Source organism: Actinoplanes ianthinogenes, from assembly GCF_018324205.1.
In the GTDB taxonomy this organism is placed as follows: Bacteria; Actinomycetota; Actinomycetes; order Mycobacteriales; family Micromonosporaceae; genus Actinoplanes; species Actinoplanes ianthinogenes.
Genome location: NZ_AP023356.1, coordinates 6,152,745 through 6,174,972, shown reverse-complemented (window position 1 = coordinate 6,174,972; position 22,228 = coordinate 6,152,745). Strand labels below are relative to the sequence as shown.

General features: G+C 71.8%; 26 protein-coding genes and 1 riboswitch. Of the genes, 12 read left to right on the top strand and 14 right to left on the bottom strand.

Features of this window, described 5'->3' with window-relative positions:
• The first annotated feature begins 6 nt into the window (after positions 1 to 6).
• Genes Aiant_RS28030 through Aiant_RS28020 form a run of 3 tightly spaced genes read left to right on the top strand, consistent with a single transcriptional unit; the run spans position 7 to position 1,372 of the window.
• Positions 7 to 306 (top strand): ArsR/SmtB family transcription factor, encoded by a 300-nt coding sequence (locus tag Aiant_RS28030; protein WP_189336166.1) that lies wholly within the window; start codon positions 7 to 9, stop codon positions 304 to 306.
• Positions 303 to 710 (top strand): Fur family transcriptional regulator, encoded by a 408-nt coding sequence (locus Aiant_RS28025; protein WP_189336167.1) that lies wholly within the window; start codon positions 303 to 305, stop codon positions 708 to 710. Before Aiant_RS28030 ends, Aiant_RS28025 begins: the two co-directional genes overlap by 4 nt.
• A gap of 53 nt (positions 711 to 763) precedes the next feature.
• Entirely contained in the window at positions 764 to 1,372 is a 609-nt protein-coding gene (locus Aiant_RS28020; RefSeq protein WP_189336168.1) for a hypothetical protein, read from the top strand.
• Here Aiant_RS28020 and Aiant_RS28015 read toward each other — a convergent pair.
• Complete coding sequence (locus Aiant_RS28015; RefSeq protein WP_229831396.1) at positions 1,338 to 1,892, bottom strand: DUF6328 family protein; 555 nt, start codon at positions 1,890 to 1,892, stop codon at positions 1,338 to 1,340. The two genes, Aiant_RS28020 and Aiant_RS28015, sit on opposite strands and share 35 nt — an antisense overlap.
• 18 nt (positions 1,893 to 1,910) lie before the next feature.
• Positions 1,911 to 2,726 (bottom strand): alpha/beta fold hydrolase, encoded by an 816-nt coding sequence (locus Aiant_RS28010; protein WP_189336169.1) that lies wholly within the window; start codon positions 2,724 to 2,726, stop codon positions 1,911 to 1,913.
• Positions 2,727 to 2,833: 107 nt separating this feature from the next.
• A riboswitch (TPP riboswitch) is annotated at positions 2,834 to 2,937 on the top strand.
• A 58-nt stretch (positions 2,938 to 2,995) separates the two neighbouring features.
• On the opposite strand from Aiant_RS28010, the gene Aiant_RS28005 reads away from it, so the two are divergent.
• The 5 genes from Aiant_RS28005 to Aiant_RS27985 all read left to right on the top strand — a co-directional run bounded on the left by Aiant_RS28005 (position 2,996) and on the right by Aiant_RS27985 (position 8,073).
• Positions 2,996 to 3,586, top strand: coding sequence for an ECF transporter S component (locus Aiant_RS28005; protein ID WP_189336170.1), 591 nt, complete (start codon positions 2,996 to 2,998; stop codon positions 3,584 to 3,586).
• Between the two features lie 3 nt (positions 3,587 to 3,589).
• Entirely contained in the window at positions 3,590 to 4,996 is a 1,407-nt protein-coding gene (locus Aiant_RS28000) for an ABC transporter ATP-binding protein (RefSeq protein ID WP_189336171.1), read from the top strand.
• Positions 4,993 to 5,784, top strand: a complete 792-nt coding sequence (locus Aiant_RS27995) for an energy-coupling factor transporter transmembrane component T family protein (RefSeq protein ID WP_189336172.1) — start codon at positions 4,993 to 4,995, stop codon at positions 5,782 to 5,784. The genes Aiant_RS28000 and Aiant_RS27995 overlap by 4 nt, the downstream gene beginning before the upstream one ends.
• 67 nt (positions 5,785 to 5,851) lie before the next feature.
• On the top strand, positions 5,852 to 7,561 hold the full coding sequence (locus Aiant_RS27990) for a CehA/McbA family metallohydrolase domain-containing protein (RefSeq protein WP_189336173.1): 1,710 nt from the start codon (positions 5,852 to 5,854) through the stop codon (positions 7,559 to 7,561).
• Positions 7,558 to 8,073, top strand: a complete 516-nt coding sequence (locus Aiant_RS27985) for a hypothetical protein (protein WP_189336174.1) — start codon at positions 7,558 to 7,560, stop codon at positions 8,071 to 8,073. The genes Aiant_RS27990 and Aiant_RS27985 overlap by 4 nt, the downstream gene beginning before the upstream one ends.
• 45 nt (positions 8,074 to 8,118) lie before the next feature.
• On the opposite strand, the gene Aiant_RS27980 is transcribed toward Aiant_RS27985, so the two are convergent.
• The 3 genes from Aiant_RS27980 to Aiant_RS27970 all read right to left on the bottom strand — a co-directional run bounded on the left by Aiant_RS27980 (position 8,119) and on the right by Aiant_RS27970 (position 10,574).
• The gene (locus tag Aiant_RS27980) at positions 8,119 to 8,493 is read right to left on the bottom strand and encodes a PH domain-containing protein (protein ID WP_189336175.1); all 375 of its coding nucleotides are present in this window, start codon (positions 8,491 to 8,493) and stop codon (positions 8,119 to 8,121) included.
• An 11-nt stretch (positions 8,494 to 8,504) separates the two neighbouring features.
• Positions 8,505 to 9,422: a 5,10-methylenetetrahydrofolate reductase gene (locus Aiant_RS27975; protein WP_189336176.1), complete on the bottom strand. Its 918-nt coding sequence runs from the start codon at positions 9,420 to 9,422 to the stop codon at positions 8,505 to 8,507.
• Positions 9,423 to 9,572: 150 nt separating this feature from the next.
• The gene (locus tag Aiant_RS27970) at positions 9,573 to 10,574 is read right to left on the bottom strand and encodes an aldo/keto reductase (RefSeq protein ID WP_189336177.1); all 1,002 of its coding nucleotides are present in this window, start codon (positions 10,572 to 10,574) and stop codon (positions 9,573 to 9,575) included.
• A gap of 146 nt (positions 10,575 to 10,720) precedes the next feature.
• Between Aiant_RS27970 and Aiant_RS27965 the strand changes: the two genes are divergently transcribed.
• Genes Aiant_RS27965 through Aiant_RS27955 form a run of 3 tightly spaced genes read left to right on the top strand, consistent with a single transcriptional unit; the run spans position 10,721 to position 13,194 of the window.
• Positions 10,721 to 12,223, top strand: coding sequence for a wax ester/triacylglycerol synthase domain-containing protein (locus tag Aiant_RS27965; protein ID WP_189336178.1), 1,503 nt, complete (start codon positions 10,721 to 10,723; stop codon positions 12,221 to 12,223).
• Between the two features lie 3 nt (positions 12,224 to 12,226).
• Complete coding sequence (locus Aiant_RS27960; RefSeq protein ID WP_185040012.1) at positions 12,227 to 12,523, top strand: MTH1187 family thiamine-binding protein; 297 nt, start codon at positions 12,227 to 12,229, stop codon at positions 12,521 to 12,523.
• On the top strand, positions 12,520 to 13,194 hold the full coding sequence (locus tag Aiant_RS27955; RefSeq protein WP_229831397.1) for an HAD family hydrolase: 675 nt from the start codon (positions 12,520 to 12,522) through the stop codon (positions 13,192 to 13,194). Before Aiant_RS27960 ends, Aiant_RS27955 begins: the two co-directional genes overlap by 4 nt.
• A 197-nt stretch (positions 13,195 to 13,391) precedes the next feature.
• Here the strand turns inward: Aiant_RS27955 and Aiant_RS27950 are convergent, their stop codons facing one another.
• The 3 genes from Aiant_RS27950 to recO are packed head-to-tail and all read right to left on the bottom strand — an operon-like array spanning position 13,392 to position 15,468.
• Positions 13,392 to 13,916 carry a histidine phosphatase family protein gene (locus Aiant_RS27950; protein WP_189336179.1) on the bottom strand — a complete coding sequence of 175 codons (525 nt, stop codon included), beginning with the start codon at positions 13,914 to 13,916 and terminating at the stop codon, positions 13,392 to 13,394.
• The gene (locus Aiant_RS27945) at positions 13,913 to 14,695 is read right to left on the bottom strand and encodes an isoprenyl transferase (RefSeq protein WP_189336180.1); all 783 of its coding nucleotides are present in this window, start codon (positions 14,693 to 14,695) and stop codon (positions 13,913 to 13,915) included. Before Aiant_RS27945 ends, Aiant_RS27950 begins: the two co-directional genes overlap by 4 nt.
• The gene (gene recO / locus Aiant_RS27940) at positions 14,692 to 15,468 is read right to left on the bottom strand and encodes a DNA repair protein RecO (protein WP_189336181.1); all 777 of its coding nucleotides are present in this window, start codon (positions 15,466 to 15,468) and stop codon (positions 14,692 to 14,694) included. Before recO ends, Aiant_RS27945 begins: the two co-directional genes overlap by 4 nt.
• Positions 15,469 to 15,575: 107 nt before the next feature.
• Here recO and Aiant_RS27935 point away from each other — a divergent pair, with 107 nt between their 5' ends.
• The gene (locus Aiant_RS27935) at positions 15,576 to 16,343 is read left to right on the top strand and encodes a DUF4097 family beta strand repeat-containing protein (protein WP_189336182.1); all 768 of its coding nucleotides are present in this window, start codon (positions 15,576 to 15,578) and stop codon (positions 16,341 to 16,343) included.
• Here Aiant_RS27935 and Aiant_RS27930 read toward each other — a convergent pair.
• The 6 genes from Aiant_RS27930 to Aiant_RS27905 all read right to left on the bottom strand — a co-directional run bounded on the left by Aiant_RS27930 (position 16,302) and on the right by Aiant_RS27905 (position 22,151).
• Positions 16,302 to 17,360 (bottom strand): acyltransferase family protein, encoded by a 1,059-nt coding sequence (locus Aiant_RS27930; protein ID WP_189336183.1) that lies wholly within the window; start codon positions 17,358 to 17,360, stop codon positions 16,302 to 16,304. The two genes, Aiant_RS27935 and Aiant_RS27930, sit on opposite strands and share 42 nt — an antisense overlap.
• Before the next feature lie 83 nt (positions 17,361 to 17,443).
• Positions 17,444 to 18,340 (bottom strand): GTPase Era, encoded by an 897-nt coding sequence (gene era / locus Aiant_RS27925; protein WP_229831402.1) that lies wholly within the window; start codon positions 18,338 to 18,340, stop codon positions 17,444 to 17,446.
• A gap of 514 nt (positions 18,341 to 18,854) precedes the next feature.
• Positions 18,855 to 19,238, bottom strand: coding sequence for a cytidine deaminase (locus Aiant_RS27920; protein WP_189336184.1), 384 nt, complete (start codon positions 19,236 to 19,238; stop codon positions 18,855 to 18,857).
• Positions 19,231 to 20,547 carry a hemolysin family protein gene (locus Aiant_RS27915; RefSeq protein ID WP_425322720.1) on the bottom strand — a complete coding sequence of 439 codons (1,317 nt, stop codon included), beginning with the start codon at positions 20,545 to 20,547 and terminating at the stop codon, positions 19,231 to 19,233. Before Aiant_RS27915 ends, Aiant_RS27920 begins: the two co-directional genes overlap by 8 nt.
• Positions 20,548 to 20,579: 32 nt before the next feature.
• The gene (ybeY, locus tag Aiant_RS27910) at positions 20,580 to 21,050 is read right to left on the bottom strand and encodes an rRNA maturation RNase YbeY (protein ID WP_189336186.1); all 471 of its coding nucleotides are present in this window, start codon (positions 21,048 to 21,050) and stop codon (positions 20,580 to 20,582) included.
• A gap of 24 nt (positions 21,051 to 21,074) precedes the next feature.
• Entirely contained in the window at positions 21,075 to 22,151 is a 1,077-nt protein-coding gene (locus Aiant_RS27905) for a PhoH family protein (RefSeq protein WP_189336187.1), read from the bottom strand.
• Positions 22,152 to 22,228 lie beyond the last annotated feature (77 nt).

Genomic DNA, 22,228 nt, shown 5'->3' with positions numbered 1-22,228 from the left:
AGGACTATGACGGCCACCGGTTACGAAGCGTACGAGTCCGCGGGCGCGCTGTTGCGAGCGCTGTCCGCTCCGATCCGGATCGCCATCGTCGCCGAGCTGGGTTCGGGCGAGCGCTGTGTGCACGATCTGGTGGAACGACTCGGCGCCCCGCAGCCGCTGGTCTCGCAGCACCTGCGGGTGTTGCGCGGCGCCGGCGTGGTGCGGGGTGTGCGGCGCGGCCGCGAGATCGCATACTCCCTGGTGGACGAACACGTGGCGCACATCGTCGCGGACGCCGTCAGCCACGCGAGGGAGAGCCGATCGTGAACCCGGAGAGCAGCGCGCAGCGCAACACCAAGCAGCGGAGCGCGGTGCGTGAAGTGCTGTCCCATACCGAGGGCTTCCACAGCGCACAGGACCTGCACGCGATGCTGCGCGACCGGGGCGAACGGGTCGGGCTGACCACCGTCTACCGCACCCTGCAGGGTCTGGCCGACGCCGGCGAGGTGGACGTGATGCGCCCGCCCGGCGGCGAGCACCTCTACCGGCGGTGCAGCCAGGGACATCACCACCACCTGGTCTGCCGGTCCTGCGGGCGGACCGTCGAGGTGCTCGGCCCGGCGGTGGAGTCCTGGGCCGACAAGGTGGCCGGCGAGCACGGCTTCGTCGACGTCGCGCACACCCTGGAGATCTTCGGCACCTGCCCGGAGTGCGCCGCCAAGGCTGAGTGATCCCTGAGGGTGCCCGGATGCGCCGATCCGGCCCGGGTGCGAGGCTTCGGCTTGTGAAGCTCTATGCCGACCGCGTACCCACCGCCACCCGCCAAGTGATCACCGACCTCCTCATCCTGTTCTGGATCTACCTGTGGGTCCGCGTCGCGCTCGGGATCCACGACCTGGTGGAGAAACTCGCCGTCCCCGGCGCGAAGCTGGAAAGCGCCGGCAGCGGCATCGCCGACAACCTGGCCGACGCCGGCGGCAAGGTCGGCCGGGTGCCGGTGGTCGGCGACCAGCTCACCAAGCCGTTCACCGGGGCGGCCGACGCCGCCCGCTCGATCGCCGAGGCCGGCCACCAGCAGCAGGAACTCGTCGACAAGCTGGCACTGATCCTGCCGCTGATGGCGATCTCGTTACCGCTGGCCCTGGTCCTGTTCCTCTGGCTGCCGCTGCGGCTGCGCTGGATCCGGCGCGCCTCGGTGGCCGTGACGGTCCGCGACGAGCCGGCCGGCCGGGACCTGCTGGCGCTGCGGGCGCTGGCCTCCCGGCCGCTCGGCGAGCTGACCCGGCTCGGCCCGGACATCGCGCAGAGCTGGCGCAACGGCGACGCGGCCGCCGTCGACGCGCTGGCCGAGCTGGAGCTCAGGCGTCTCGGTCTGCGCCCGTCCCGGAGCTGACGCCGACCGGGGCGTCGTCCAGGACGTACCCGTCCTTGTCGTCGTCGTCGGCCCAGTTGCGGTGGGTGATCGGCAGGATGGCCCAGAAGGTGAGGAACCAGCCGGCCGCCACCACCGTGAGGATCACCGCCCAGCGGGCGTGCAGGACGTAGTCGGTGATCAGCAGGACGCTGCTGACCATCGACACCAGCATGCAGGCCAGCCCGCTGGTGGCCATCCGGTGCGAGTACCGGACCAGTTCCGGCTTGCGGCCCTGGCGGAACAGCGCGCGGTGGAACGCCACCGGCGAGATGATCAGCGCGGTGGCGAACGCCGCGCTCATCAGCGCCACCATGTAGACGTCCTTCTGGAAGTCGGTGGCCTTCGGGAAGCCGCTGGAGAACGGCAGGGTCAGCAGGAAGGCGAACAGGATCTGCACGCCCGTCTGCGCGACCCGTAGCTCCTGCAACAGATCGGCGAAGTTACGGTCCCACCGCTGTTTTTCGGTTTCGTTGGACGAGGGGGCCATGGTCACGGCCATGCCCGGTCCGGCCCATGGTCAAACGCCGATGCGTGCCAGCACCGCGTCGGACAGCTCCTTCGGCGCCTGCTCGGGCACCCAGTGGCTCACCCCGCGCATCGCCACCAGCTGGTAGTCGGCACGCACCCAGTCGGCGGTGCGCAGCACGGCGGTGAGCCCGACCACGCCGTCCCGGTCGCTCCAGACGAACGTGGTCGGCACGGTGATCTCACCCAGGTCGGCGACGTCCGCGGTGCGGAAGCCCCGGTACCAGTTGAGCCCGCCGGTCAACCGGCCCGGCTCGCGCATCGCCTTGACATACAGGTCGGCCCGCGGCCCGATCGGGCCGAGCATCCGGCGCAGCACCAGCGCGCCGCCGCCGAGCAGCAGTTTCTCCGCCACCGGACTGCGGAACAGCTGGAAGTACGCCAGCCGGGCGGACTGGCTCGGCCGGACCCGCAGCGCCAGCATCATGGCCCGCGGGTGCGGCACCGAGATCGCGGTCAGCGTGCGCACCCGGTCCGGGTGCCGGCCGGCCACCAGCCAGGCCACCTGGGCGCCCCAGTCGTGCCCGACCAGGTGCACCGACTCCAGGCCGAGCTCGTCGAGCACGGCGAGCACGTCGGCGACCGCCTCGCCGATCCGGTAGGCGCCCGGGCCGGACGGGCGGGCGCCGGGCGAGTAGCCGCGCTGGTTCATCGCGTAGGTGCGCAGGCCGGCGTGGTGCAGCCGGGGCATCAGGAGGTCGAACTCGCGCCGGTCCTGCGGGAATCCGTGCAGCAGGAGCACCGGCTGCCCGTCCGCGGGACCGCCCTCGGCCACCTCGAACGTCAGCCCACGAGCCTTGACCTCCATGTGATGACTCCCTCGCTGTGCCGGACCGGTACCCCGGTGTTAGCGTCATCGAAGCACATCCACCGAAGCTTGGCCGTGACGGCGAAACCGCGCGTCGCGGCCGAGATTCGATCCGACAGGGGAGCGCACAGCGCTGAGAGTGCGGCCTGGCCGCAGACCCTCGTACCTGATCTGGGTAATGCCAGCGCAGGAAGTTCGGTCTTCTCCAGCCGCGCCATGGGCCGTCCATGGCGTGCGTCTCCTCCCGGTGTACACGCTGGGAGGCGTACATGACATCGACCACCACCAACAGATGGCGCACGATAGACATCGTGATCGCCTCGGTCATCGCCGTCGCGTTCGGCGTGATCTTCTGGGCCTGGGACGCCCTCTGGGCCGCCACCGAGAACGCGTTCCTGTTCTTCCCGCCGGCCCAGTCCGTCCTCTACGGCATGTGGTTCCTGCCGGCCGTGCTGAGCGGGCTGATCATCCGGAAGCCGGGCGCCGCGTTCTTCACCGAGACCGTCGCGGCCATCATCTCGGCGCTGCTCGGCAACAAGTGGGGCGCCACGGTGATCTTCCAGGGCGCCGCCCAGGGCCTCGGCGCGGAGCTGGCCTTCGCCCTGTTCCGCTACCGGGTCTTCACCCTGCCGGTCGGCATCCTCTCCGGCGCCCTGGCCGGCGTGGTCGCCGCGGTCTTCGACTGGTTCGTCTGGACCTACGACTACGACCTGTGGAGCTACCGGGTCCCCTACGCCCTGATCACCGTGGCCAGCGCCGCCGTCGTGGCCGGCGCGGGCGCCTGGCTGGTGGTCCGGGCACTGGCCCCGACCGGCGTCCTCGACCGGTTCGCGGCGGGCCGCGAGCGGGCACTCATCTAGTTCATGGCAGAGGTCTTGCTGCGCGGGTTCGGGTGGCGGCACGCGGGCCGTCGCGCCTGGGCGGTGCGCGGGCTGGACCTGCACGTGCGGCGCGGCGAGCGGGTGCTCCTGCTGGGTCCCTCCGGGGCCGGCAAGAGCACCCTGCTGGCCGCGCTGGCCGGGCTGCTGCCGGAGGACTCCGGCGAGGCCGAGGGCACCGTCGAGATCGACGGGCTGGAGCCGCGCAAGGCCCGGGACCGGGTCGGCATCCTCTTCCAGGATCCGCAGACCCAGCTGGTGATGGCCCGCTCCGGCGACGACGTGGCGTTCGGCCTGGAAAATCGGGGACTGCCCGCGGCCGGGATCTGGCCCCGGGTCACCGACGCTCTCACGCGCGTCGGGTTCCCGTACCCGAATGATCGTCCGACCCACGCGCTCTCCGGCGGCGAGGCGCAGCGCCTGGCTCTCGCCGGGGTGATCGCCCTGCGCCCGGGCCTGCTGCTGCTCGACGAGCCGACCGCCAACCTCGATCCGGCCGGCGCCGCGCTGATCCGCGAAGCGGTCAGCCGCGCGGCCGGCCCGGACACCACACTGATCATCGTGGAGCATCGGGTCGCCGAGGCGTTGCCGCTGGTGGACCGGGTGGTGGTGCTGGCGCCGGGTGGCGGGGTGCGGGCCGAGGGCACGCCCGAGGCGGTCTTCGCCGCCTGCGGCGACGAGCTCGCCGACGAGGGGGTCTGGGTGCCGGGCCGCCCGGTCGCGGCCGCCGCTTCTTCGGTACGACCGTCCGCCGCCGAGCCTCTGCTGAGCGCCGAGCGGGTCACCGTCCCGGGCCGGCTGCCCGAGGTGTCGCTGACCGCGCGGGCCGCCGAGGTGCTCGCGGTCACCGGCCCGAACGGCGCCGGCAAGTCCACCCTCGCGCTGCTGCTCGGCGGTCTGCTCGCGCCGGGCTCCGGGCGGATCACCGGGTTCGGTGACAAGCGGCCACCGCACCGCTGGCGGGCCGCCACCCTGACCCAGCGGATCGGCTCGGTCTTCCAGAACCCGGAGCACCAGTTCGTCACCGCCAGGGTCGCCGACGAGCTGGCGCTCGGCCCGCGGCGGCTGGGCCGGTCACCCGGGGAGATCCGGGTGACCGTGGACGAGTTGCTGCACCGGCTGCGGCTGGACCGGCTGGCGGCGGCCAATCCCTACACGCTCTCCGGCGGCGAGGCGCGGCGGCTGAGCGTGGCGACCGCGCTGGCCACCGCCCCGCGGCTGCTGGTGCTCGACGAGCCCACGTTCGGGCAGGACCGGCGGACCTGGGTGGAGCTGGTCGCCCTGGTCGCGGAGCTGCGGGACGAGGGGCACGGCATCGTCGCGGTCACTCACGACGAAGACTTCGTGCGTACCGTAGCCGATCGGACCCTGGCCCTCGGCGGCCCGGAGTGAACCTGATCCTGGAGCCGGTCGCGGATTCCGGCGCGCCGCTGGCGCGGCGGAATCCGGTCGCGAAGCTCGCCGCCGCGCTGCTCTTCACCCTGCCCCTGATCGCGACGCTGGACCCGGTGACGCCGGGGCTCGCGCTGCTGGTCGAGCTGGCCGCGCTGCCGTTCTTCGGGGTGCGGGCCCGGGTGCTCGCGCGGCGCGCCTGGCCGCTGCTGGTGGCCGCGTTCGGGGTGCTGGTCAGCATGCTGCTGTTCGCCGCCGACCGGGGCGGTGACCTGCTCTTCTCGCTCGGCCCGGCGGAGGTCACCACCGGCGTGCTGAGCAGCGCGGCCGGGTTGATCCTGCGGATCTTCGCGGTGGCGCTGCCCGGGATCGTGGTGTTCGCCACCACCGATCCGACCGACCTGGCCGACGCGCTGGTGCAGAACGCGAAGGCGCCGGCCCGGTTCGCGATCGGGGCGCTCGCGGCCTTCCGGCTGTTGCCGCTGCTCGGGCAGGAGTGGCGGATGCTGACCCTGGCCCGGCGGGCCCGCGGGATCGACACCGGGCGCAGTCCGGCGGTGTTCGCGTCGACCGGCTTCGCGCTGCTGGTCGGGGCACTGCGCCGGGGGGTGCGGCTGGCGGTGGCGATGGACGCGCGGGGGTTCGACTCGGGGACGCCGCGGACGTTCGCCCGGGTGCAGCGCTTCACGGGGGCCGACGCCGCGCTGGTCGTCGTGGCGTTCCTGCTGTCCGTCCTGATCCTCACCGCGACGATCGCTCTCGGTCTGTTCCGGCCGATCATCGGTTGACGCGTGTTCGTCGCGACGCCACCGTCTCGACAAGGGACGTTGGCCTGCAACCGCGAGATTGCCTCCCATGGGTCATGGCCACGATCATCCCGTTGCGGCGACGACAACCGGCAACGATCTCCCCGAAGCGCTCGATCCGAGCATCCCGGACAGCGAACTCTCCCCGGCGGACCACTCGCGCCGCACCTTCCTGCGCGGCGCCGGCCTGCTCGGCGCGGGCGCGGCGGCCGCGTCGGTGCTCGCCCGGCCCGGCGCCGCGGCGGCCGCCGGGCTCCCGCACACCCACGACCAGGTCGGGGGCGGGTCGGCGAAGGGCGGGTTCGCCTGGCTCGCCGGCGACCACCACATTCACACGCAGTACAGCTCCGACGCCCAGTACCGGGTGCTGGACCAGGCCGGGCACGGGCACGCGTACGGGCTGGACTGGCTGGTCATCACCGACCACGGCAGCGCCACGCACGCCAAGATCGGCGTGGACCGGGTGAACCCGGACATCGTGAAGACCCGCTCCGCGCTTCCCGGGCTCCTGACCTTCCAGGGCCTGGAGTGGAACATCCCGGGCGCCGAGCACGCGACCGTTTTCGTTCACCCGGGTAAGAACGAGGTGGACGTGCTCAAGCGGTTCGAGAACGCGTACGACGGGTCGTTGCAGCCGGCCACCAACACCGTCGAGCAGAACGAGGCCCTGGCGATCGCGGGCATCAAGTTCCTCGGCGAGCAGGTCAGGGCGCGCAAGGTGGACGGTGCGCTGTTCCTGGCCAACCACCCGGCCCGGCGCGGCGTCGACTCGCCGCACGAGATCCGCAACTGGCGGGACACCGACCCGAGCATCGCCATCGGCTTCGAGGGCGCGCCCGGCCACCAGGCCGCCGGCATCCCGGCGCCGAACGGGCGGGGCGGCGCCCGCGGCTACTACGACAACAACCCGTCGGCCGCGTCGTTCCCCGGCTACCCTCTGGAGAGTTACCGCACCTGGGGTGGCTTCGACTGGATGACCGCCACGGTCGGCGGCCTGTGGGACAGCCTGCTCGCCGAGGGCAAGGCCTGGTGGATCACGGTGAACTCGGACTCGCACGTGGTCTACCTGGACCAGTCCGACCGGGGGCCGGACAGCGACTTCGAGGCCAACGGCAGGTACGACGACCCGGTCTACACCGGCAAGACGCTGACCACGGCCGGTGACTTCTGGCCCGGTTACTACGGGCGGACCAATGTGGGCTCGACGTCGTTCTCGTACCGGGCGGTCATGGACGGCCTGCGGGCCGGGCGGGTCTGGGTCGACCACGGCCGCCTGATCAAGGGCCTGGACGCCCGGGTCCGGGTCACCGGCGACCGCCGCCGGCACACCGGCACCCCGCTGGGCGGGGTGCTCCAGGTCAAGCGGGGCACCTCGACCGAGCTGACCCTGGACCTCGATCTCCAGGACACCCCGAACTGGGCGGCGTTCGTCCCGAAGCTCAAGCGGGTGGACGTGATCGTCGGCACGGTGACCGGGCCGGTCGCGAACCGGGACGCCTTCACCGCGCCGGACACCCGGGTGGTCACGTCGTTCGAGATCAGCCGGAGCGGCGGGCCGGTCTCGCTCAGCTTCGACCTGGGGCGGCTGGACAAGCCGTTCTACGTCCGGGTGCGGGGCACCGACGGGAACCGGACGCAGCCCGGGCTGATGGGGGCCGGGGTGGACCCGTACGGACCCCGGCTGGACGTGGCCGGCGACGCTGATCCGTGGGGCGACCTGTGGTTTTACACCAACCCCATCTGGGTCCTCCCCCGATGACACACGCCGTTGGCGCCGCTGCCGTTCCCGGCAGCGGCAGCGCCCGGATCGTCGGGGTCAGCCTCGGGCACCGCACGCTGGCCGAGGCCGACCACTGGATCCAGGAGCTGACCCCGGTCCCGGTCCTGGCCTGCACCCACCTGGTCGCGGCGCCGTTCCCGCACGTCGCGATCAGCCTGCTCACCCCGGCCGAGTTCGACACCGACCCGGCGTTGCGGCCGGCCGCCGACGCGGCGGCGACCGGACCGGCCGGGCGGGCCGTGCGCTTCCCCGGCAGCACCCGGCTGACCGGCGCGCTCACCGTGAGCGAGATCCTCCAGCGCAGCTCGATCGCCCGGGTCGAGGTGCTGGGCGGCGGTCCGGCCGGCCCGGAGACGATCGTGGACACCGGCGATTTCGTCCGCCCGCAGTTCCGCTCCGGCGAACTGGTCCTGGTCACCACGCCGTCCGCCGGAGACCGCCTGGTCCCGTTCGAGCGCCGCGACCCCACGCCCTGCTGCGCCACACACTGACGCCTGACCGGCCCGGGACTGCCTCCGCGGCCCGGGCCGGCCGGATCACAGGACGTAGGCGGCGATCATCTGGCTGAGCTGCCGGATGTCCACGTTGCGCTTGAACTCCAGGCGGACCTTGCCGAGCCCGCTGAACCACAGATCCAGCTCGGTGTCCCGGTCCAGGCTGCCGGCCGTCTCCACCGAGAACGCCTGGATCTTGCCGTAGGGCAGCGAGGTGAAGTCCGTCTTCGACCCGGTGATGCCCTGCACGTTGGCGGCGATCAGCCGCTTGTTCGTGAAGACCACGAAGTCGCGGACCGACCGGAACGCGAAGATCACCTGCTCGCCCTGGATCAGGAACGGCGCGACCTGCGGAATGAGCTCGCCCGGGTCGCACGGGTTGAGCTTGAAGACGGAGCCGTTGTTGAAATCGATCACAGCCGGTGACCCTAACGTCCCAGCAGGCCCGCGACGTCGGCGGCGAGCTTGATGGTGGCCTCGATCTCGGCCTTGCGGATCGACACGCTCTCGACGTTGAATCCGTAGGGGACGCCCAGGTGCTCGCAGAAGTCGCGCAGGTCACGGGCGATGTCGAGGCAGTGCTTGTACGACTCGGCGACCGGGTCGGCGGCGTGGCGCAGCGAGTTCTGGAGCCAACGGGGCACGTCGACGCCGAGCCAGCCGAGGAACTCCAGCGTCTTGAGCGAGCCGCACAGCGACAACGTGAAGATCGTGGTCCGCGGCTGGACGCCACGCGCCTGGCACTCGTAGTAGTAGTCGGAGATCAGGTTCTTGGTCTCGTTGACGTGGTAGACCACCTGCGAGATGAAGAAGCTCGCGCCCCGCTCCTGCTTGGCCAGCATCCGCAGGTGCTCCTCGCGCCGCTCACCGATCACCACGGCGCCCAGCGGCAGCTCCGGGCGCACCTCGGCACGCAGCTCCTGGGCGCGGCGCAGCCCGGTGCGCACCTGTTTGCCCCCGGACGACGCGCCGACGAAGACGCTCAGCACCCGCTCCGGGTCCGCCTCCCGCATCCAGGTGGCCAGCTCGTCCTCCCGGTACTTCCCGACACAGCGGTAGATGATCACCGGCTGGGACCAGGCGTCCAGGTGCGTCGCGTAATACTCGGCCGGGTCGAGGGTCGCCAGGAACGGGAACGGCCGCTCGTCCGGGTTCCGATCCGACTCGTCGTCGATGTCGTAGAGAATCAGCCCGTCGAGGTCGAGCCCGCCGATCCGCTCCAGCGTGACCTCGGCGATCTCCTTGATCCGCTCCTCGGCCGTGCTGCGCTTCGGCGGCGTGATGCTGAACAACAAAACCCCGCTACGAGTCTCAGCAAGCAGCCGCGGCAGTCCCTCACGAGTCATGCCCCCACCCTAAAAACCCATCTCCGAGTGACCGGCACAACACCCCCCGCCATCCCGCCAGCCGAACCCCTTCCGGTACGCGCGGCCTCAGCCCCACACCCTCACCGTCAAGCAACCGTGCCGGGTCGGAGGAGTAATGCGGATCTCCCGTCAGGCGAGGTCGGACAGATCGGTTTCGGTCAGGTGGAGGGCGGCGGCCGCGATGTTCTGCTCCAGGTGGGTGAGGTCGCCGGTGCCCGGGATGGCCAGCACGTGGGGCCCCTGGTGCAGGGTCCACGCCAGCCGCACCTGATGCTCGCTGGCCCCGTGCCGAGCCGCGACCCGCCCCACCGCCGCCGCCCGCCGATCCCCCTCCGCGCCCGCCTCTCGCCGATCCCCGGCCGCGCCGGCCTCTCGCCGGTCCCGCGCCGCGCCTGCCTCTCGCTGATCCCGGGCCGCGCCGGCCTCTCGCTGATCCCGGGCCGCGCCGGCCTCTCGCCGCGTTCCCGCGATCGCGAAGAACGGCACGAAGGCGATGCCCCGCTCCCCGCACACCCGCAGCAACTCGTCGTCCCCGCGCACGTCGACCGAGTAGGCGTTCTGCACGCAGGACACCGGCGCGATCCGCATCGCCTCGTCCAGCTGGGCCAGCCCGACGTTGGACAGTCCCAGGTTCCGGATCAGTCCCTCGGAGCGCATCGCGGCGAGCGCGCCGAACCGCTCCGCGAACGGAACCGCCACATGCCGCGTGATCCGCAGGTTGACCAGGTCCAGCGTCGCCACGCCGAGCCGCCGCAGGTTCTCCTCGACCTGCCCGCGCAGCCGCTCCGGCGTGTCCGCCGCACCCCAGCGTCCGTCCGGCAGGCGGACCGGTCCGACTTTCGTGGCGATCACAACCCGATTTCGGTACGCGCGGAGCGCCACCCTGATCAACTCAGTCGCATGCCGCACCGGCCCCGGCCCGACGTCGATGATCCCGCCCGGCGAGCAGTAGAACGTCGCCGTGTCGATGTGATCCACCCCGAGCTCGACGGCCCGGCGCAGCACCCGGATCGCCACCTCGGTGTCCGGGTCGGCGGTGAGCCGCATCGACCCGAACCCCATCCGGTTCACCATCCGATCCCCGAGCCGCCACGTCCCCGCCGCCGAAGCATCCACCAGTCCCGAAGTCACCCGGCGACCGTAGGCGCCCCCCACCCTGATCACCCTCGGTCAGTCACCCGATACCGATTCGTCCCCGTCACTGCTACTTTGTAGGCACCGCCAAGCAGGGTCCACCGGCCCTGCCGAACCCGCCGCCACCCCGGCATGCTGGTGGCATGGAGAGCCGTTTTCCCCGGCTCACCGCCGAGGACCTGATCAACCTCGCCGCCGAGAGCCCGGACACCCCGATCCACGTGGCCGCCGTAGCGTTGCTGGACGGCACAACGCTGCTCGACCCGCACGGACGCCCCCGGCTGGCCGAGATCCGAACCGCGATCGAGTCCCGCCTGGACCGCGCCCCCAGGTTGCGCCAGGTGATCCGCGCCGCAGGCCCGTTCGCCGGCCGGCCGATCTGGGCAGACGCCCTCGACTTTTGCATCGACGACCATGTCAATGTCGCCGACCTGCCGGCCCCCGGCGACGAGAGGTCCCTGCTTCGCCTCACCGAACACCTCATCCGCCCGGTGCTCGACCCGGCCCGGCCACGCTGGCGCATGTGGCTGGCCCCCGGCCTGCCCGACGGCGGGACAGCCGTCGTCTTCGTGCTGCACCACGCGATCGCGGACGGCATGGCCACCATCCGCCTGCTGACCGCCCTGCTCGACACCACACCGATCGACGACGACAATCCCGGCGAGACCGCCACCTACCGACATCCTCAGCCGGCGCCACGCTGGATCGACCTGCTCGCCGACAACCTCCGCAGCCACGCCCCACAACACCAGCAACGGTCCAGCCGCGCCCCACGCCAGGAGCAACCGTCCGACCGCGCCCCGCAGCACGAGCAACGACCCGAGCGCGCCGCGAGCCGGGCCGGATCGGTGAGGTCCGCGCTGCGAACGCTGGCCGCGGCCTGGCGAGCACCGCGCACCTCGCTGAACGTGCCGCTGACCCCGGGCCGCCGCCTGGCCGTGCTACGCCTCCCGCTGGCCGACGCGCGTACCGTCGCGCACCGGCACTCCGCCACCGTCAGCGACCTGATCCTGGCCCTCGCCACCGGCGGTGTCCGGTCGCTGCTGCTCTCCCGTCACGAACCACCCGTCCGGCTCAACTGCTCGGTCGCGGTGTCGCTCCGCACCGGCCCGGCGGACCGCCCGGAGGGAAACCGGACCGGCGGCCTGCTGGTCCGCCTCCCGGTCGCCACCGACGAGGCCGCCGACCGGCTCCGGGCCATCGCGGCCGCAACCACCCGGGCCAAACGCGAGCAGTCGGTCGCCACCGCCACCGCCATGCTGGTGGCCATGGCTCGGTTCGGCCTGATCCGCCGGTTGAGCCGGAGACAGCGCGTCACCACGGTCATGGAGAGCAACATGACCGGCCCGGCGACACCGATCCGGCTGCTGGGCGCCCCGGTCCGGCAGGTGTTCGCCGTCGGGAACCTGGCCGGCAACGTCGGCCTCTCCGTGGTGGCACTCTCCTATGCCGGGGAGCTGGCGATCACGGTTCAGGCCGGCGCGGACGCCTTCCCCGACCTCCCGGCGATGACCACCGGCATGCGCCGGGACTGGACAGCCCTCGCCGAGGAAGCCGCGGCCGGGGACCGGAAAGACCGCCCGGGCGGGCGAGACGGAGCAGAAGCCGGTGCCTGCGCGGCTGATCATCGGCGCTGCGAAGATTGAGGCATGCTGGTTGCCTTCTCCGTCACGCCGATCGGGGCCGGGGATTCCGTCGGTGACGCCGTCGCCGAGGCCGTCCGGGTCGTTCGCGCCTCCGGACTGCCGAACCGTACCGATGCCATGTTCACCACCGTCGAGGGCGAGTGGGACGAGGTGATGGCCGTGGTCAAGCAGGCGGTCGACGCCGTCGCCGCGGTCGCGCCGCGGGTCAGCCTCTCGCTCAAGGCGGACGTCCGGCCCGGGGTGACCGGTGCGCTGACCGCCAAGGTCGAGCACATCGAGCGGGTGCTGGGCGAGTCATGAGACGTCTGGTGATGTGGGACATCGACTACACGCTGCTGCGCGGCGGCGGAGTCGCGGCTCAGGCGTGGAAACTGGCGTTCACCGAGGTCACCGGGGTCGCCTGGCGGGACACCCCGATCTTCGGCGGGCGTACCGACCTGGACATCTGCCACGGGGTCTTCGCCGCGCACGGGGTGACCGACTGCACGCCGGAGCGGTTCTTCGCGCGTTACGTGGCGATCGTCGAGACCGTCCGGCACCAGTTCGCCGAGCAGGGCGAGGTGATGCCCGGCGTCCGTGAGGTGCTCAAGCATCTCGGTGAGCGCCCGGACGTGGTGCAGACCCTGGTCACCGGCAACGTCCCGGAGGTCGCCGCGGCGAAGGTGGCCGCGTTCGGCCTCACCGGCTCGTTCGACGCCGAGGTGGGTGGGTACGGCACCGACGACAGCGTGCGGGCCACCCTGGTCCGGCGCTCGCGGGAGCGGGCCGAGGCGAAGTACGGCGAACCGTTCCGCCTGGTCGTGATCGGCGACACCGTGCACGACGTGACCGCGGCGCTGGCCAACGACGCGGTCGCCGTCGCGGTGGCCACCGGCGCCACCCCGGCGGCGGAGCTGGCCGCCGCCGGCGCCCACGTGGTGCTGCCCGACCTGACCGACCTGGAAGCCGCCGTCGAAGCCCTGACCAGGTGAGATCCCCTCAGCGACAACGCATCACCGGGGAGCGGCCGGGAGCGTGAGCCGCCGCGGACCCGCACGACACGCGCCGCGGTCGTGCGCGGGCCGGGCATCGCGGGCCGACTCCCACAGGGCTGCCGGTCGTACCGGAAAAAGATGCGCGAGAGACGGGCGGCATCGCGGCAGCGGGGATGGTCCTGGGCAGCGATCGGTCAGAGCGGCCGCAGCTCCGGCGGGAACCCGGTCCACTGCAGCGCCGCCGGCAGGTGGCTCACGTCGTTGAACATGATCACCCGCGGTTTCTGTGCCGGGAAGTACCGGATCAGGGTCAGGCCGGCGTTGCACGAGTTGAGCCCGCGCCACCGGTCGTCCGGCGCCTCCAGCGCGTCGCGCACGAACCACGCCACCTGGAAGGCGTGCGTGATCAGCAGCTGGTGCGTCTCGGCCGGCGCCGGACCGGTGAACCGTTTGATCATGGCGGCCGAGTTCGCCGGCGTCGGGAACTGGTCGTCCAGCTCGTCGGCGGCCTCGCACGGGACGCCGGGCAGGTGCGCGGCGACCAGCCCGGCGGTCTGCGCGGCCCGGGCCAGCGGACTGTGGAAGATCGCCGTCAGCGGCACCCCGGCCATCCGCTCGCCGAGGAGGGTGGCCTGCTGCTCGCCGTCGCCGGTCAGGCCGGACTCGTCCTCGTTGGCGAAGGCGTGCCGGGCGATCCAGAGGTGCCGGATCTCGATCATGTGGGACTCACCGGGTTCGGCAGGGCGCCGCCGAAGCGCCGGTCGCGCTGGGCGTAGAGCTCACACGCGTACCACAGGTGGCGGCGGTCGAAGTCCGGCCAGAGGGTGTCCAGGTAGACCATTTCGGCATACGCCGACTGCCAGAGCAGGAAGTTCGACGTGCGCTGCTCGCCGGAGGGCCGCAGGAACAGGTCCACCTCCGGGACCTCGGGATGGTAGAGATACCGCGCGATGGTCTTCTCGTTGACCTTGTCGGCCTTGAGCTTGCCGGCCGCGACGTCCCGGGCGATCGCGGCGGCCGCGTCGGCGATCTCCGCCTGGCCACCGTAGTTCACACAGAACTGGAGGGTGAGCGTGCTGTTGTTCTTGCTCATCTCCTCGGCGGTCTGCAGCTCGGAGATCACGCTTTTCCACAGCCGGCCGGCCCGGCCGGACCAGACCACCCGGACCCCGAGGTCGACCAGCTGGTCGCGGCGGCGGCGGATGACGTCCCGGTTGAAGCCCATCAGGAAGCGCACCTCGTCCGGCGAGCGCTTCCAGTTCTCGGTGGAGAACGCGTACGCCGAGAGGTAGGGAATGCCCAGCTCGATGGCGCCCTCGATGGCGTCGAAGAGCGAGTGCTCCCCCTGCTCGTGCCCCTTGGTGCGGGACAGGCCCCGCTCCTTGGCCCAGCGGCCGTTGCCGTCCATCACGATCGCCACGTGGCGTGGGATCGCGGCGGACGGCAGCGCGGGTGGCCGGGCGCCGGAGATGTGGGGGGTGGGCGGACGCGGGCTCACGGTTTCAACTCCCGTCGATCGACAAGCGGCAGCGAGCGCAGCGAGCGCTCCATGTGCCATTGCAGGTGGGCGGCGACCAGCCCGGAGCACTCCCGGCGCACCGAGGGCGCGGACGCGTCGGCGACCGGCCAGTCGCCCGCGGTCAGCGCGGCCATCAGGCCGAGCGTCGCCGGGCTGGGGTGGGCGGCGCCCGGTGGTCGGCAGTCGGGGCAGACCGCGCCGCCGGCCGGGACGGCGAACGCCGCGTGCTGCCCGGGCTCGCCGCAGACGGCACACTCGGTGACCGCCGGCGCCCAGCCGGCGAAGGCCATGCCGCGCAGCAGGTAGGCGTCCAGCACCAGGGTGGCGGCGTGCTCGCCGGCCGCCAGGGCCTTGAGCGCGCCGAGGGTGAGCTGGAACAACCGCAGCGAGGGCTCCCGCTCGACCGGGGTGAGCCGCTCGGCGGTCTCGCAGATCGCGCTGGCCGCGGTGTAACGCGGATAGTCGGCCAGGAAGCTCTTGCCGAACAGCGACAGCGCCTCGACCTGGCTGACCGAGTGCAGCGAGCTGCCCACCCCCTCGGGCGAGCCGGCCAGCTGGAGGTCGATGTGCCCGAACGGCTCCAGCCGGGCGCCGAAGCGTGAGGTGGTGCGCCGCACGCCGCGGGCGACCGCGCGCAGCCGGCCGTGCCGGCGGGTCAGCAGGGTGACGATCCGGTCGCTCTCGCCGAGTTTCTGCGCGCGCAGCACCACCGCGTCGTCGCGGTAGAGATGGCGGCGGTATCCGGCAGGCACCCCGCCATTCTGCCCCGTGCCTACGACAAACCCTGACCCGGATCTCAGGGTCGACTCCGGGACGGGACCGATGGTGCGTCCTGTCACCCCCCGCATAGCGTCAGGGCATGAGCCGCAGAGTTGCCATCCTTGTTCTCGCCGCCGCCTCGGTCGCCGCCCTGGCCGGCTGCGACGGCGTGGTGGGCGCCACGATGACGTTCAACGACACGGAGAAGGTCAAGGTCACCGACATCGTGCTGGACGGTGGCAGCGGGGACGTGCTGGTGACCACCGGAAACGTCACCGAGACCAAGATCAAGCGAGTGGTCCGCGGCGGCAACGGCTCCAGCACGACGTACCAGCTCTCCGGGAGCATCCTGACGCTGCCGACCACCTGTGGTTTCGACTGCCGCATCTCCTACGAGGTGCAGGCGCCCACCGGGGTCAAGGTGCGCGGCAAGGTCAGCTCCGGCGACGTGTCGCTGACCGACGTCGGGGCCGTCGACCTCACCCTCACCTCCGGTGACCTGCGGATCAACGGCTCCGACACCCCGGTGAAGGTCAAGGCCACCTCCGGGGACATCGACATCGCCCGCGCCCCCGGCGTCACCGTCGAGGCCACTTCGGGCAACATCGCGGCCCGCGAGATCACCGGCCCGGTCGACGCCCGGGTCACCTCCGGCGAGCTCGACCTGGAGCTGGCCAAGCCGGCCTCGGTGACCGCCGAGGTGAGCAGCGGCGACCTGATGCTGCTGGTGCCGGCCGGCAGCTACCGGATCAGCCAGCACACCGGCAGCGGCGACGCGAACATCGAGGGTGTCACCAACGACCCCCGGTCGGCGAACGTGCTGGACCTACGCACGCGCAGCGGCGACCTGACCGTCCACGCCGTCTAGTCCGGCGGCGGGAGCGGGCGCCGGCGAGACCGGCACCGGGAGACGGCGGCCCGGCAGCAGCGTGGGCCGCCGCCCGGCGGCCACGTCCTCGACCCAGCCGACCAGCGCCAGCGCCACGGCGAGCAGCACACCCACGACCGCGAACCGCCAGGTGAGCCCGACCGGCCCGGTGAGCGGCAGGTCGTGCCGCTCGCCGAACTGGGTGACCGCCACCACGATCGGGATGTGCCACAGGTAGATGCTCAGCGCCCGGGAGTTGAGCACGGTCAGCACCCGGTGATCCCGGACCATCGGCGAGCAGCCGAGCGCGACCAGCACGAACGCGGCGGACCAGAGCGCGTTGCCGATCGGGATGTCGTTCAGGTCCCAGCCGCGCGGGCCGGGGTGGGTGGCGACCCAGGCGATCCCGGGCAGCGCCAGCCCGGCGGCCAGCCCGAACAACCGCTTGCGCGGGATCCGCCGCAGGTACCCGTCGTGGTGGGCGAAGCCGAGCAGCCACGCCCCGCCGTACAGCGCGAGGTCGTGCACCACGTTGACCACCTTGACGCCGGTCAGTTCCAGGACCACCAGGGCGGCGTACGGAACCAGGATCGCGACCAGCGGGAACCGCCGGAAGACCGGCAGCGCCAGCGGCGAGAGCAGCACGAACCAGAGGAAGTCACGCAGGTACCACGCGTGGCTGAGCGCGGCCATCCACCAGCCGGTGGCCTCCGGGTCGACAAGCGGGAAACCCCAGAGCAGCAGGTGTACGTCGAACGGGGTACCGCTGAGCAGCATCGCCGGCACCGCGATCACCAGGGTCAGCAGCCAGAGCGAGGGCAGCAGCCGGCGCAGTCGCCGCTCCACCGCCCACGCCCCGAACCGGTCGAGCGACGCCGCCATCAGCGACCCGGCCAGCGCGAACATCACCGACATCGCCGGGAAGACGATGGTCAGCGCGGTCCAGCCGGTCAGGTGGTAGACCACCACCCGGACGGTGGCGATCGCGCGGAGCAGGTCCAGGTACCGGTTGCGCATGGCCAACCGTGTTACCCGCAATCGACCGAAGAGTGCAAATTCCGGTGAATTATCCCATAGTCAGAGAATGTCCAACTATCGATCTAGAAACCGAGCTTGCGGAGCTGCTTCGGGTCCCGCTGCCACTCCTTCGCCACCCGGACGTGGAGATCGAGATAAACCTTGGTACCCAGAAGTTGCTCGATCTCACCTCGCGCCCGCGAACCGACCTCCTTGAGCCGCGCGCCCCGGGTCCCGATCACGATCGACTTCTGACTGTCCCGCTCCACATAGAGATCCGCGAAGATCTTGGTGAGGTTGCCCTCGACCATCATCTCCTCGACCAGCACCGCGATCGAGTGCGGCAGCTCGTCGCGGACGCCCTCCAGGGCCGCCTCGCGGATCAGCTCGCCGATCAGCACCTGCTCCGGCTCGTCGGTCAGCACGTCGTCCGGGTACAGCTGCGGGGACTCCGGCATCAGCCGCACCATCGCGTCGGTCAGGTTCTCCACCTGGTGCCCGGAGACCGCGCTGACGGGGATGATCTCCGCGAAGTCGTACAGCTCGGACACCTGGAGCAGCCGCTCCGCCAGGGTCGCCGGGTCGACCAGGTCCACCTTGGTCACCACCGCGATGATCTTGGCCTTGAGCTCGCCGACCTCGGCCGAGATGAACCGGTCGCCGCGCCCCACCGGCTCGTCCGCCGGGAAGCACACCCCGATCACGTCGACCTCACTCCACACCTCGCGGACCAGGTCGTTGAGCCGCTCGCCGAGCAGCGTCCGGGGCCGGTGCAGACCCGGTGTGTCGACCAGCACCAACTGCGAGTCCGGCCGGTGCAGGATGCCGCGGATCACGTGCCGGGTGGTCTGCGGCTTGTTCGAGGTGATCGCGATCTTCTGCCCGACGATCGCGTTGGTCAGGGTCGACTTGCCGGCGTTCGGCCGCCCGACGAAACAGGCGAAACCGGCGCGATACACCCCGTCGTCCCGGCGTTCCACGGTCGCCGCCTTGTGCTTGCGCACGCGGGGCTTGCGCTCCGGGCGGGCCTCCGGCACGCCTGCGGACACATGCGATTTTTCGGTACGCCCGAGCGCCGCGTCCCGGCGGGCGGCCGGCGTGCTGGGGGCGCCCTGACCGCTCCGGGTTCCGCCGGGTGTCCCGCGACGGCTGCCCGGCTCGGCGGCGGGACGTTCTCCACGCGTACCGAAAGAGCCGGAACCTCGGCCCGAGCGTGACCCGGCGCCGGACCCGCCTGCCGCGCCCCGCTCCCCGGACGCACCGCCCCGCGCGCCGCCTGCCTTGCGTCCCCGCTGGTCCGCGCCCTGCTGCTCGGCCCGGCGGGCCGCGCGACGCTCCTGACGCCGCAGCTCGTTGCGCTCCCCCGCCGTGAGACGACGCTCGTCCGGCCGCTTCTGCTCGTCGGTCATGCTGAGCCTTCCTTGGGCATGCCCTCGTGGCCCTCGCACGCGGCGTCGCTGTTCGGTGCGGGTGGCTGCCGCTCGGTGCTGTCGGTCATGCCGTGACCGTGCCGACCAGCTTGCCCGACGGGCCCGCGACGTGGATCAGGGCGTCGGCGGCCAGGTCGCGGACCGCGGCGTGGCCGGCGCCGTCCAGGCCGGCACTCTCGGTGACCACCGCGGCGGCCTCGATCTTGGTGGCGCCGGAGGCCGCGGCCTGGGCCACGGCCAGCTGCAACGCGGTCACCGTCAGGCTCGGCAGGGCCACCGAGGCGGCCGCGTAGGTGCGGCCGTCCTGGTCACGGACCGCGGCGCCCTCGGCCGCACCCACCCGGGCGCGGGAGGACCGGGCCAGGGTGACCAGCTTGGCGTCCTCGGCACTCAGCTCGGGACCGGCCGCGCTCGGCACGGCGATGGCGGCAAACGTCTGCTCAGGCATCGGCGGGAAGTCTTTCCTCGTTCTCGGCTACGTTCTCGTCGTTCTCGTCGGCGGACGGCTCCGGCACCCGGCGCACCAGCACCGAGTCGATCCGGTTCCGCCGGCCGGTGGTGCCCTCGGCGATCAGGTGCAGGCCCTCGACGTCGGCCGCGGCGCCCGGGATCGGCACCCGGCCCAGCGTCTGCGCGAGCAGGCCGCCGACCGTCTCGACCTCGTCGGTGGGCAGCTCCACCCCGAAGACCTCGCCCAGGTCCTCGATCGGCAGGCGCGCGGCGACCCGCACCGCCCCGTCCTCCAGGTGCTCGATCGGGGGACGCTCCACGTCGTACTCGTCGGTGATCTCGCCGACGATCTCCTCGAGGATGTCCTCGATCGTCACCAGGCCGGCCGTGCCGCCGTATTCGTCCACCACGATCACCAGGTGGTTGCGGGCCGCCTGCATCTCGGAGAGCAGGTCGTCGACCGGTTTCGACTCCGGCACGAAGGTCGCCGGGCGCATCGCGTCGGCCACCGCCTGGGCGGCCGCGGCCGGATCGCCGTTCTGCGTCCGGCGGATCACGTCTTTCAGATAGAGCACGCCCAGCACGTCGTCGACGCTCTCGCCGATCACCGGGATCCGGGAGAACCCCGAGCGCAGGAAGAGGTAGAGCGCCTGCTGGAGGGTTTTCGGCGCCTCGATCCACACCATCTCGGTCCGCGGCACCATCACCTCGCGGGCGATCGTGTCGCCCAGCGCGAACACCGAGTGGATCATCTCGCGCTCACCGTGCTCGACCACGCCGCGCTGCTCGGCCAGGTCGACCAGCTCGCGCAGCTCCACCTGGCTGCCGAACGGGCCCTCCGGGAAACCCTTGCCCGGGGTCACCGCGTTACCGATCAGGATCAGCAGCGAGGCGAGCGGGTTGAGCACCCGGCCCAGCCAGCGGACCAGTGGGGCGGCGGCGCGGCCCACCGCGTACGCGTGCTGGCGGCCGAGGGTGCGCGGGGCCACCCCGACCACCACGAAGCTGATCAGCGTCATGGCCCCGGCGGTGATCAGCGCGGCCGACCAGCCGACGCCCCAGGTGTCCACCGCGACCAGCGCCACCAGGGTGGTGGCGGTCAGCTCGCAGAGCAACCGGAGCAGGAGCAGCAGGTTGACGTGGCGCACCACGTCGGAGGAGACCGCGGCCAGCGCACCGGCGCCGCGCTGTCCCTCCCGCTCCAGCTCCGTGGCCCGGGCCGTGGAGACGGTGGCCAGCGCCGCGTCGGTCATCGAGGCGAGGCCGGCCAGCAGGACCAGTCCGACCGCGAAGATGATCAGTTGCAGGTCCGGGAGGCCGGCCGAGGCGGGGTCCACGGTCAGCCGGCTTTGCGTCCGGCACGCCAGCTTTGCAGCAGTTTCGCCTGTAGGGCGAACATCTCCCGCTCCTCCTCCGGCTCGGCGTGGTCGTAGCCGAGCAGGTGCAGCGCGCCGTGCACGGTGAGCAGGTGCAGCTCGTCGGCGGGCGTGTGCCCGGCCGCGACCGCCTGCTTGGCCGCCACCTCGGGGGCCAGCACGATGTCGCCCAGCAGGGCCGGCTCGCCGGCGCCGGACTCGCCCGGACCGTGGTCGACGCTGCCCTCGTCCATCGGGAAGGCGAGCACGTCGGTCGGTCCGTCGCTGCCCATCCAGCGATGGTTCAGCTCGGCCATGTAGTCGATGTCGACCAGCAGGATGGAGAGCTCGGCGAGCGGGTTGACCCCCATCTCGTCGAGGGCGTGCCGGGCAACCGCGAGGATCGCGTCGGTGTCGACCTCGACTCCCGACTCGTTGGCGATCTCGATGGACATAGTGGTGCGATTACCCCTTGCGAATCAGCGCCGACGCCCGGCCCGGCCGTTGGCGGCCCGCCCGGGAACGGCATGAACGGAATTTGCTGCCTGCTGCTGCTCCTGCTCGGCGTCGAACCGCGCGTAGGCGTCCACGATCTCCGCGACCAGCCGGTGCCGCACCACGTCGGAGCTGGACAGCTCGGCGAAGTGCACGTCCTCGACGTCGCGCAGGATCTCCCGGACCACCTTGAGCCCGCTGCTGGTGCCACCGGGCAGGTCGACCTGGGTGACGTCACCGGTCACCACGATCTTGGCACCGAACCCGAGCCGGGTCAGGAACATCTTCATCTGCTCGGGCGTGGTGTTCTGCGCCTCGTCCAGGATGATGAACGCGTCGTTCAGCGTCCGGCCGCGCATGTACGCCAGCGGGGCGACCTCGATCGTGCCGGCCGCCATCAGGCGCGGGATCGACTCCGGGTCGAGCATGTCGTGCAGCGCGTCGTAGAGCGGGCGCAGATAGGGATCGATCTTCTCGGTGAGGGTGCCGGGCAGGAAGCCCAGCCGCTCGCCGGCCTCGACCGCGGGGCGGGTGAGGATGATCCGGTTGATCTGTTTCGCCTGGAGCGCCTGCACGGCCTTGGCCATCGCCAGATACGTCTTACCGGTACCGGCGGGGCCGATGCCGAAGACGATCGTGTTCTCGTCGATGGCGTCGACGTAGCGTTTCTGGCCCAGCGTCTTGGGGCGGATGGTGCGGCCCCGCCGGGACAGGATGTTCAGCGTCAGCACCTCGGCGGGGCGCTCGGAGGTGTTCTCCTCGAGCATCCGCAGGGTGCGCCGGACGGCGTCCACGCTGAGCGTCTCGCCCTTCTCGATGAGCTCGATGAGCTCGGAGAAGAGCCGCTCGGCGGTGGCGTTGTCGGCCGGCTCGCCGGTGATGGTGATCTCGTTGCCCCGCACGTGCACGTCACTGCTGACGGTGCGTTCGATGAGGCGGAGGATCTCGTCCTTGGCGCCGAGCAGGTTCACCATGATCTTCGGGTCGGACACCGAGATCTTGGTCTGCGCCCGCACCGGGCTGGACGAGCCCGTGCTGGAAGGGTTCGGCGTACCGGTCATAGGGCGGCCCTGTGGGCCTCCGCCACCTGCTCTCTTTCTCGGCGTCGTCCTCGGTGCCAGCTAAGACACGTGGGGCG

Coding starts and splice junctions, on each gene's coding strand:
- Aiant_RS28030 (WP_189336166.1), top strand. CDS start 7: ATGACGGCCACCGGTTACGAAGCGTACGAGTCCGCGGGCGCGCTGTTG.
- Aiant_RS28015 (WP_229831396.1), bottom strand. CDS start 1,892: ATGGCCGTGACCATGGCCCCCTCGTCCAACGAAACCGAAAAACAGCGG.
- Aiant_RS28010 (WP_189336169.1), bottom strand. CDS start 2,726: ATGGAGGTCAAGGCTCGTGGGCTGACGTTCGAGGTGGCCGAGGGCGGT.
- Aiant_RS28005 (WP_189336170.1), top strand. CDS start 2,996: ATGACATCGACCACCACCAACAGATGGCGCACGATAGACATCGTGATC.
- Aiant_RS28000 (WP_189336171.1), top strand. CDS start 3,590: ATGGCAGAGGTCTTGCTGCGCGGGTTCGGGTGGCGGCACGCGGGCCGT.
- Aiant_RS27990 (WP_189336173.1), top strand. CDS start 5,852: ATGGGTCATGGCCACGATCATCCCGTTGCGGCGACGACAACCGGCAAC.
- Aiant_RS27985 (WP_189336174.1), top strand. CDS start 7,558: ATGACACACGCCGTTGGCGCCGCTGCCGTTCCCGGCAGCGGCAGCGCC.
- Aiant_RS27975 (WP_189336176.1), bottom strand. CDS start 9,422: ATGACTCGTGAGGGACTGCCGCGGCTGCTTGCTGAGACTCGTAGCGGG.
- Aiant_RS27965 (WP_189336178.1), top strand. CDS start 10,721: ATGGAGAGCCGTTTTCCCCGGCTCACCGCCGAGGACCTGATCAACCTC.
- Aiant_RS27960 (WP_185040012.1), top strand. CDS start 12,227: ATGCTGGTTGCCTTCTCCGTCACGCCGATCGGGGCCGGGGATTCCGTC.
- Aiant_RS27955 (WP_229831397.1), top strand. CDS start 12,520: ATGAGACGTCTGGTGATGTGGGACATCGACTACACGCTGCTGCGCGGC.
- Aiant_RS27950 (WP_189336179.1), bottom strand. CDS start 13,916: ATGATCGAGATCCGGCACCTCTGGATCGCCCGGCACGCCTTCGCCAAC.
- Aiant_RS27935 (WP_189336182.1), top strand. CDS start 15,576: ATGAGCCGCAGAGTTGCCATCCTTGTTCTCGCCGCCGCCTCGGTCGCC.
- Aiant_RS27930 (WP_189336183.1), bottom strand. CDS start 17,360: ATGCGCAACCGGTACCTGGACCTGCTCCGCGCGATCGCCACCGTCCGG.
- Aiant_RS27920 (WP_189336184.1), bottom strand. CDS start 19,238: ATGCCTGAGCAGACGTTTGCCGCCATCGCCGTGCCGAGCGCGGCCGGT.
- ybeY (WP_189336186.1), bottom strand. CDS start 21,050: ATGTCCATCGAGATCGCCAACGAGTCGGGAGTCGAGGTCGACACCGAC.
- Aiant_RS27905 (WP_189336187.1), bottom strand. CDS start 22,151: ATGACCGGTACGCCGAACCCTTCCAGCACGGGCTCGTCCAGCCCGGTG.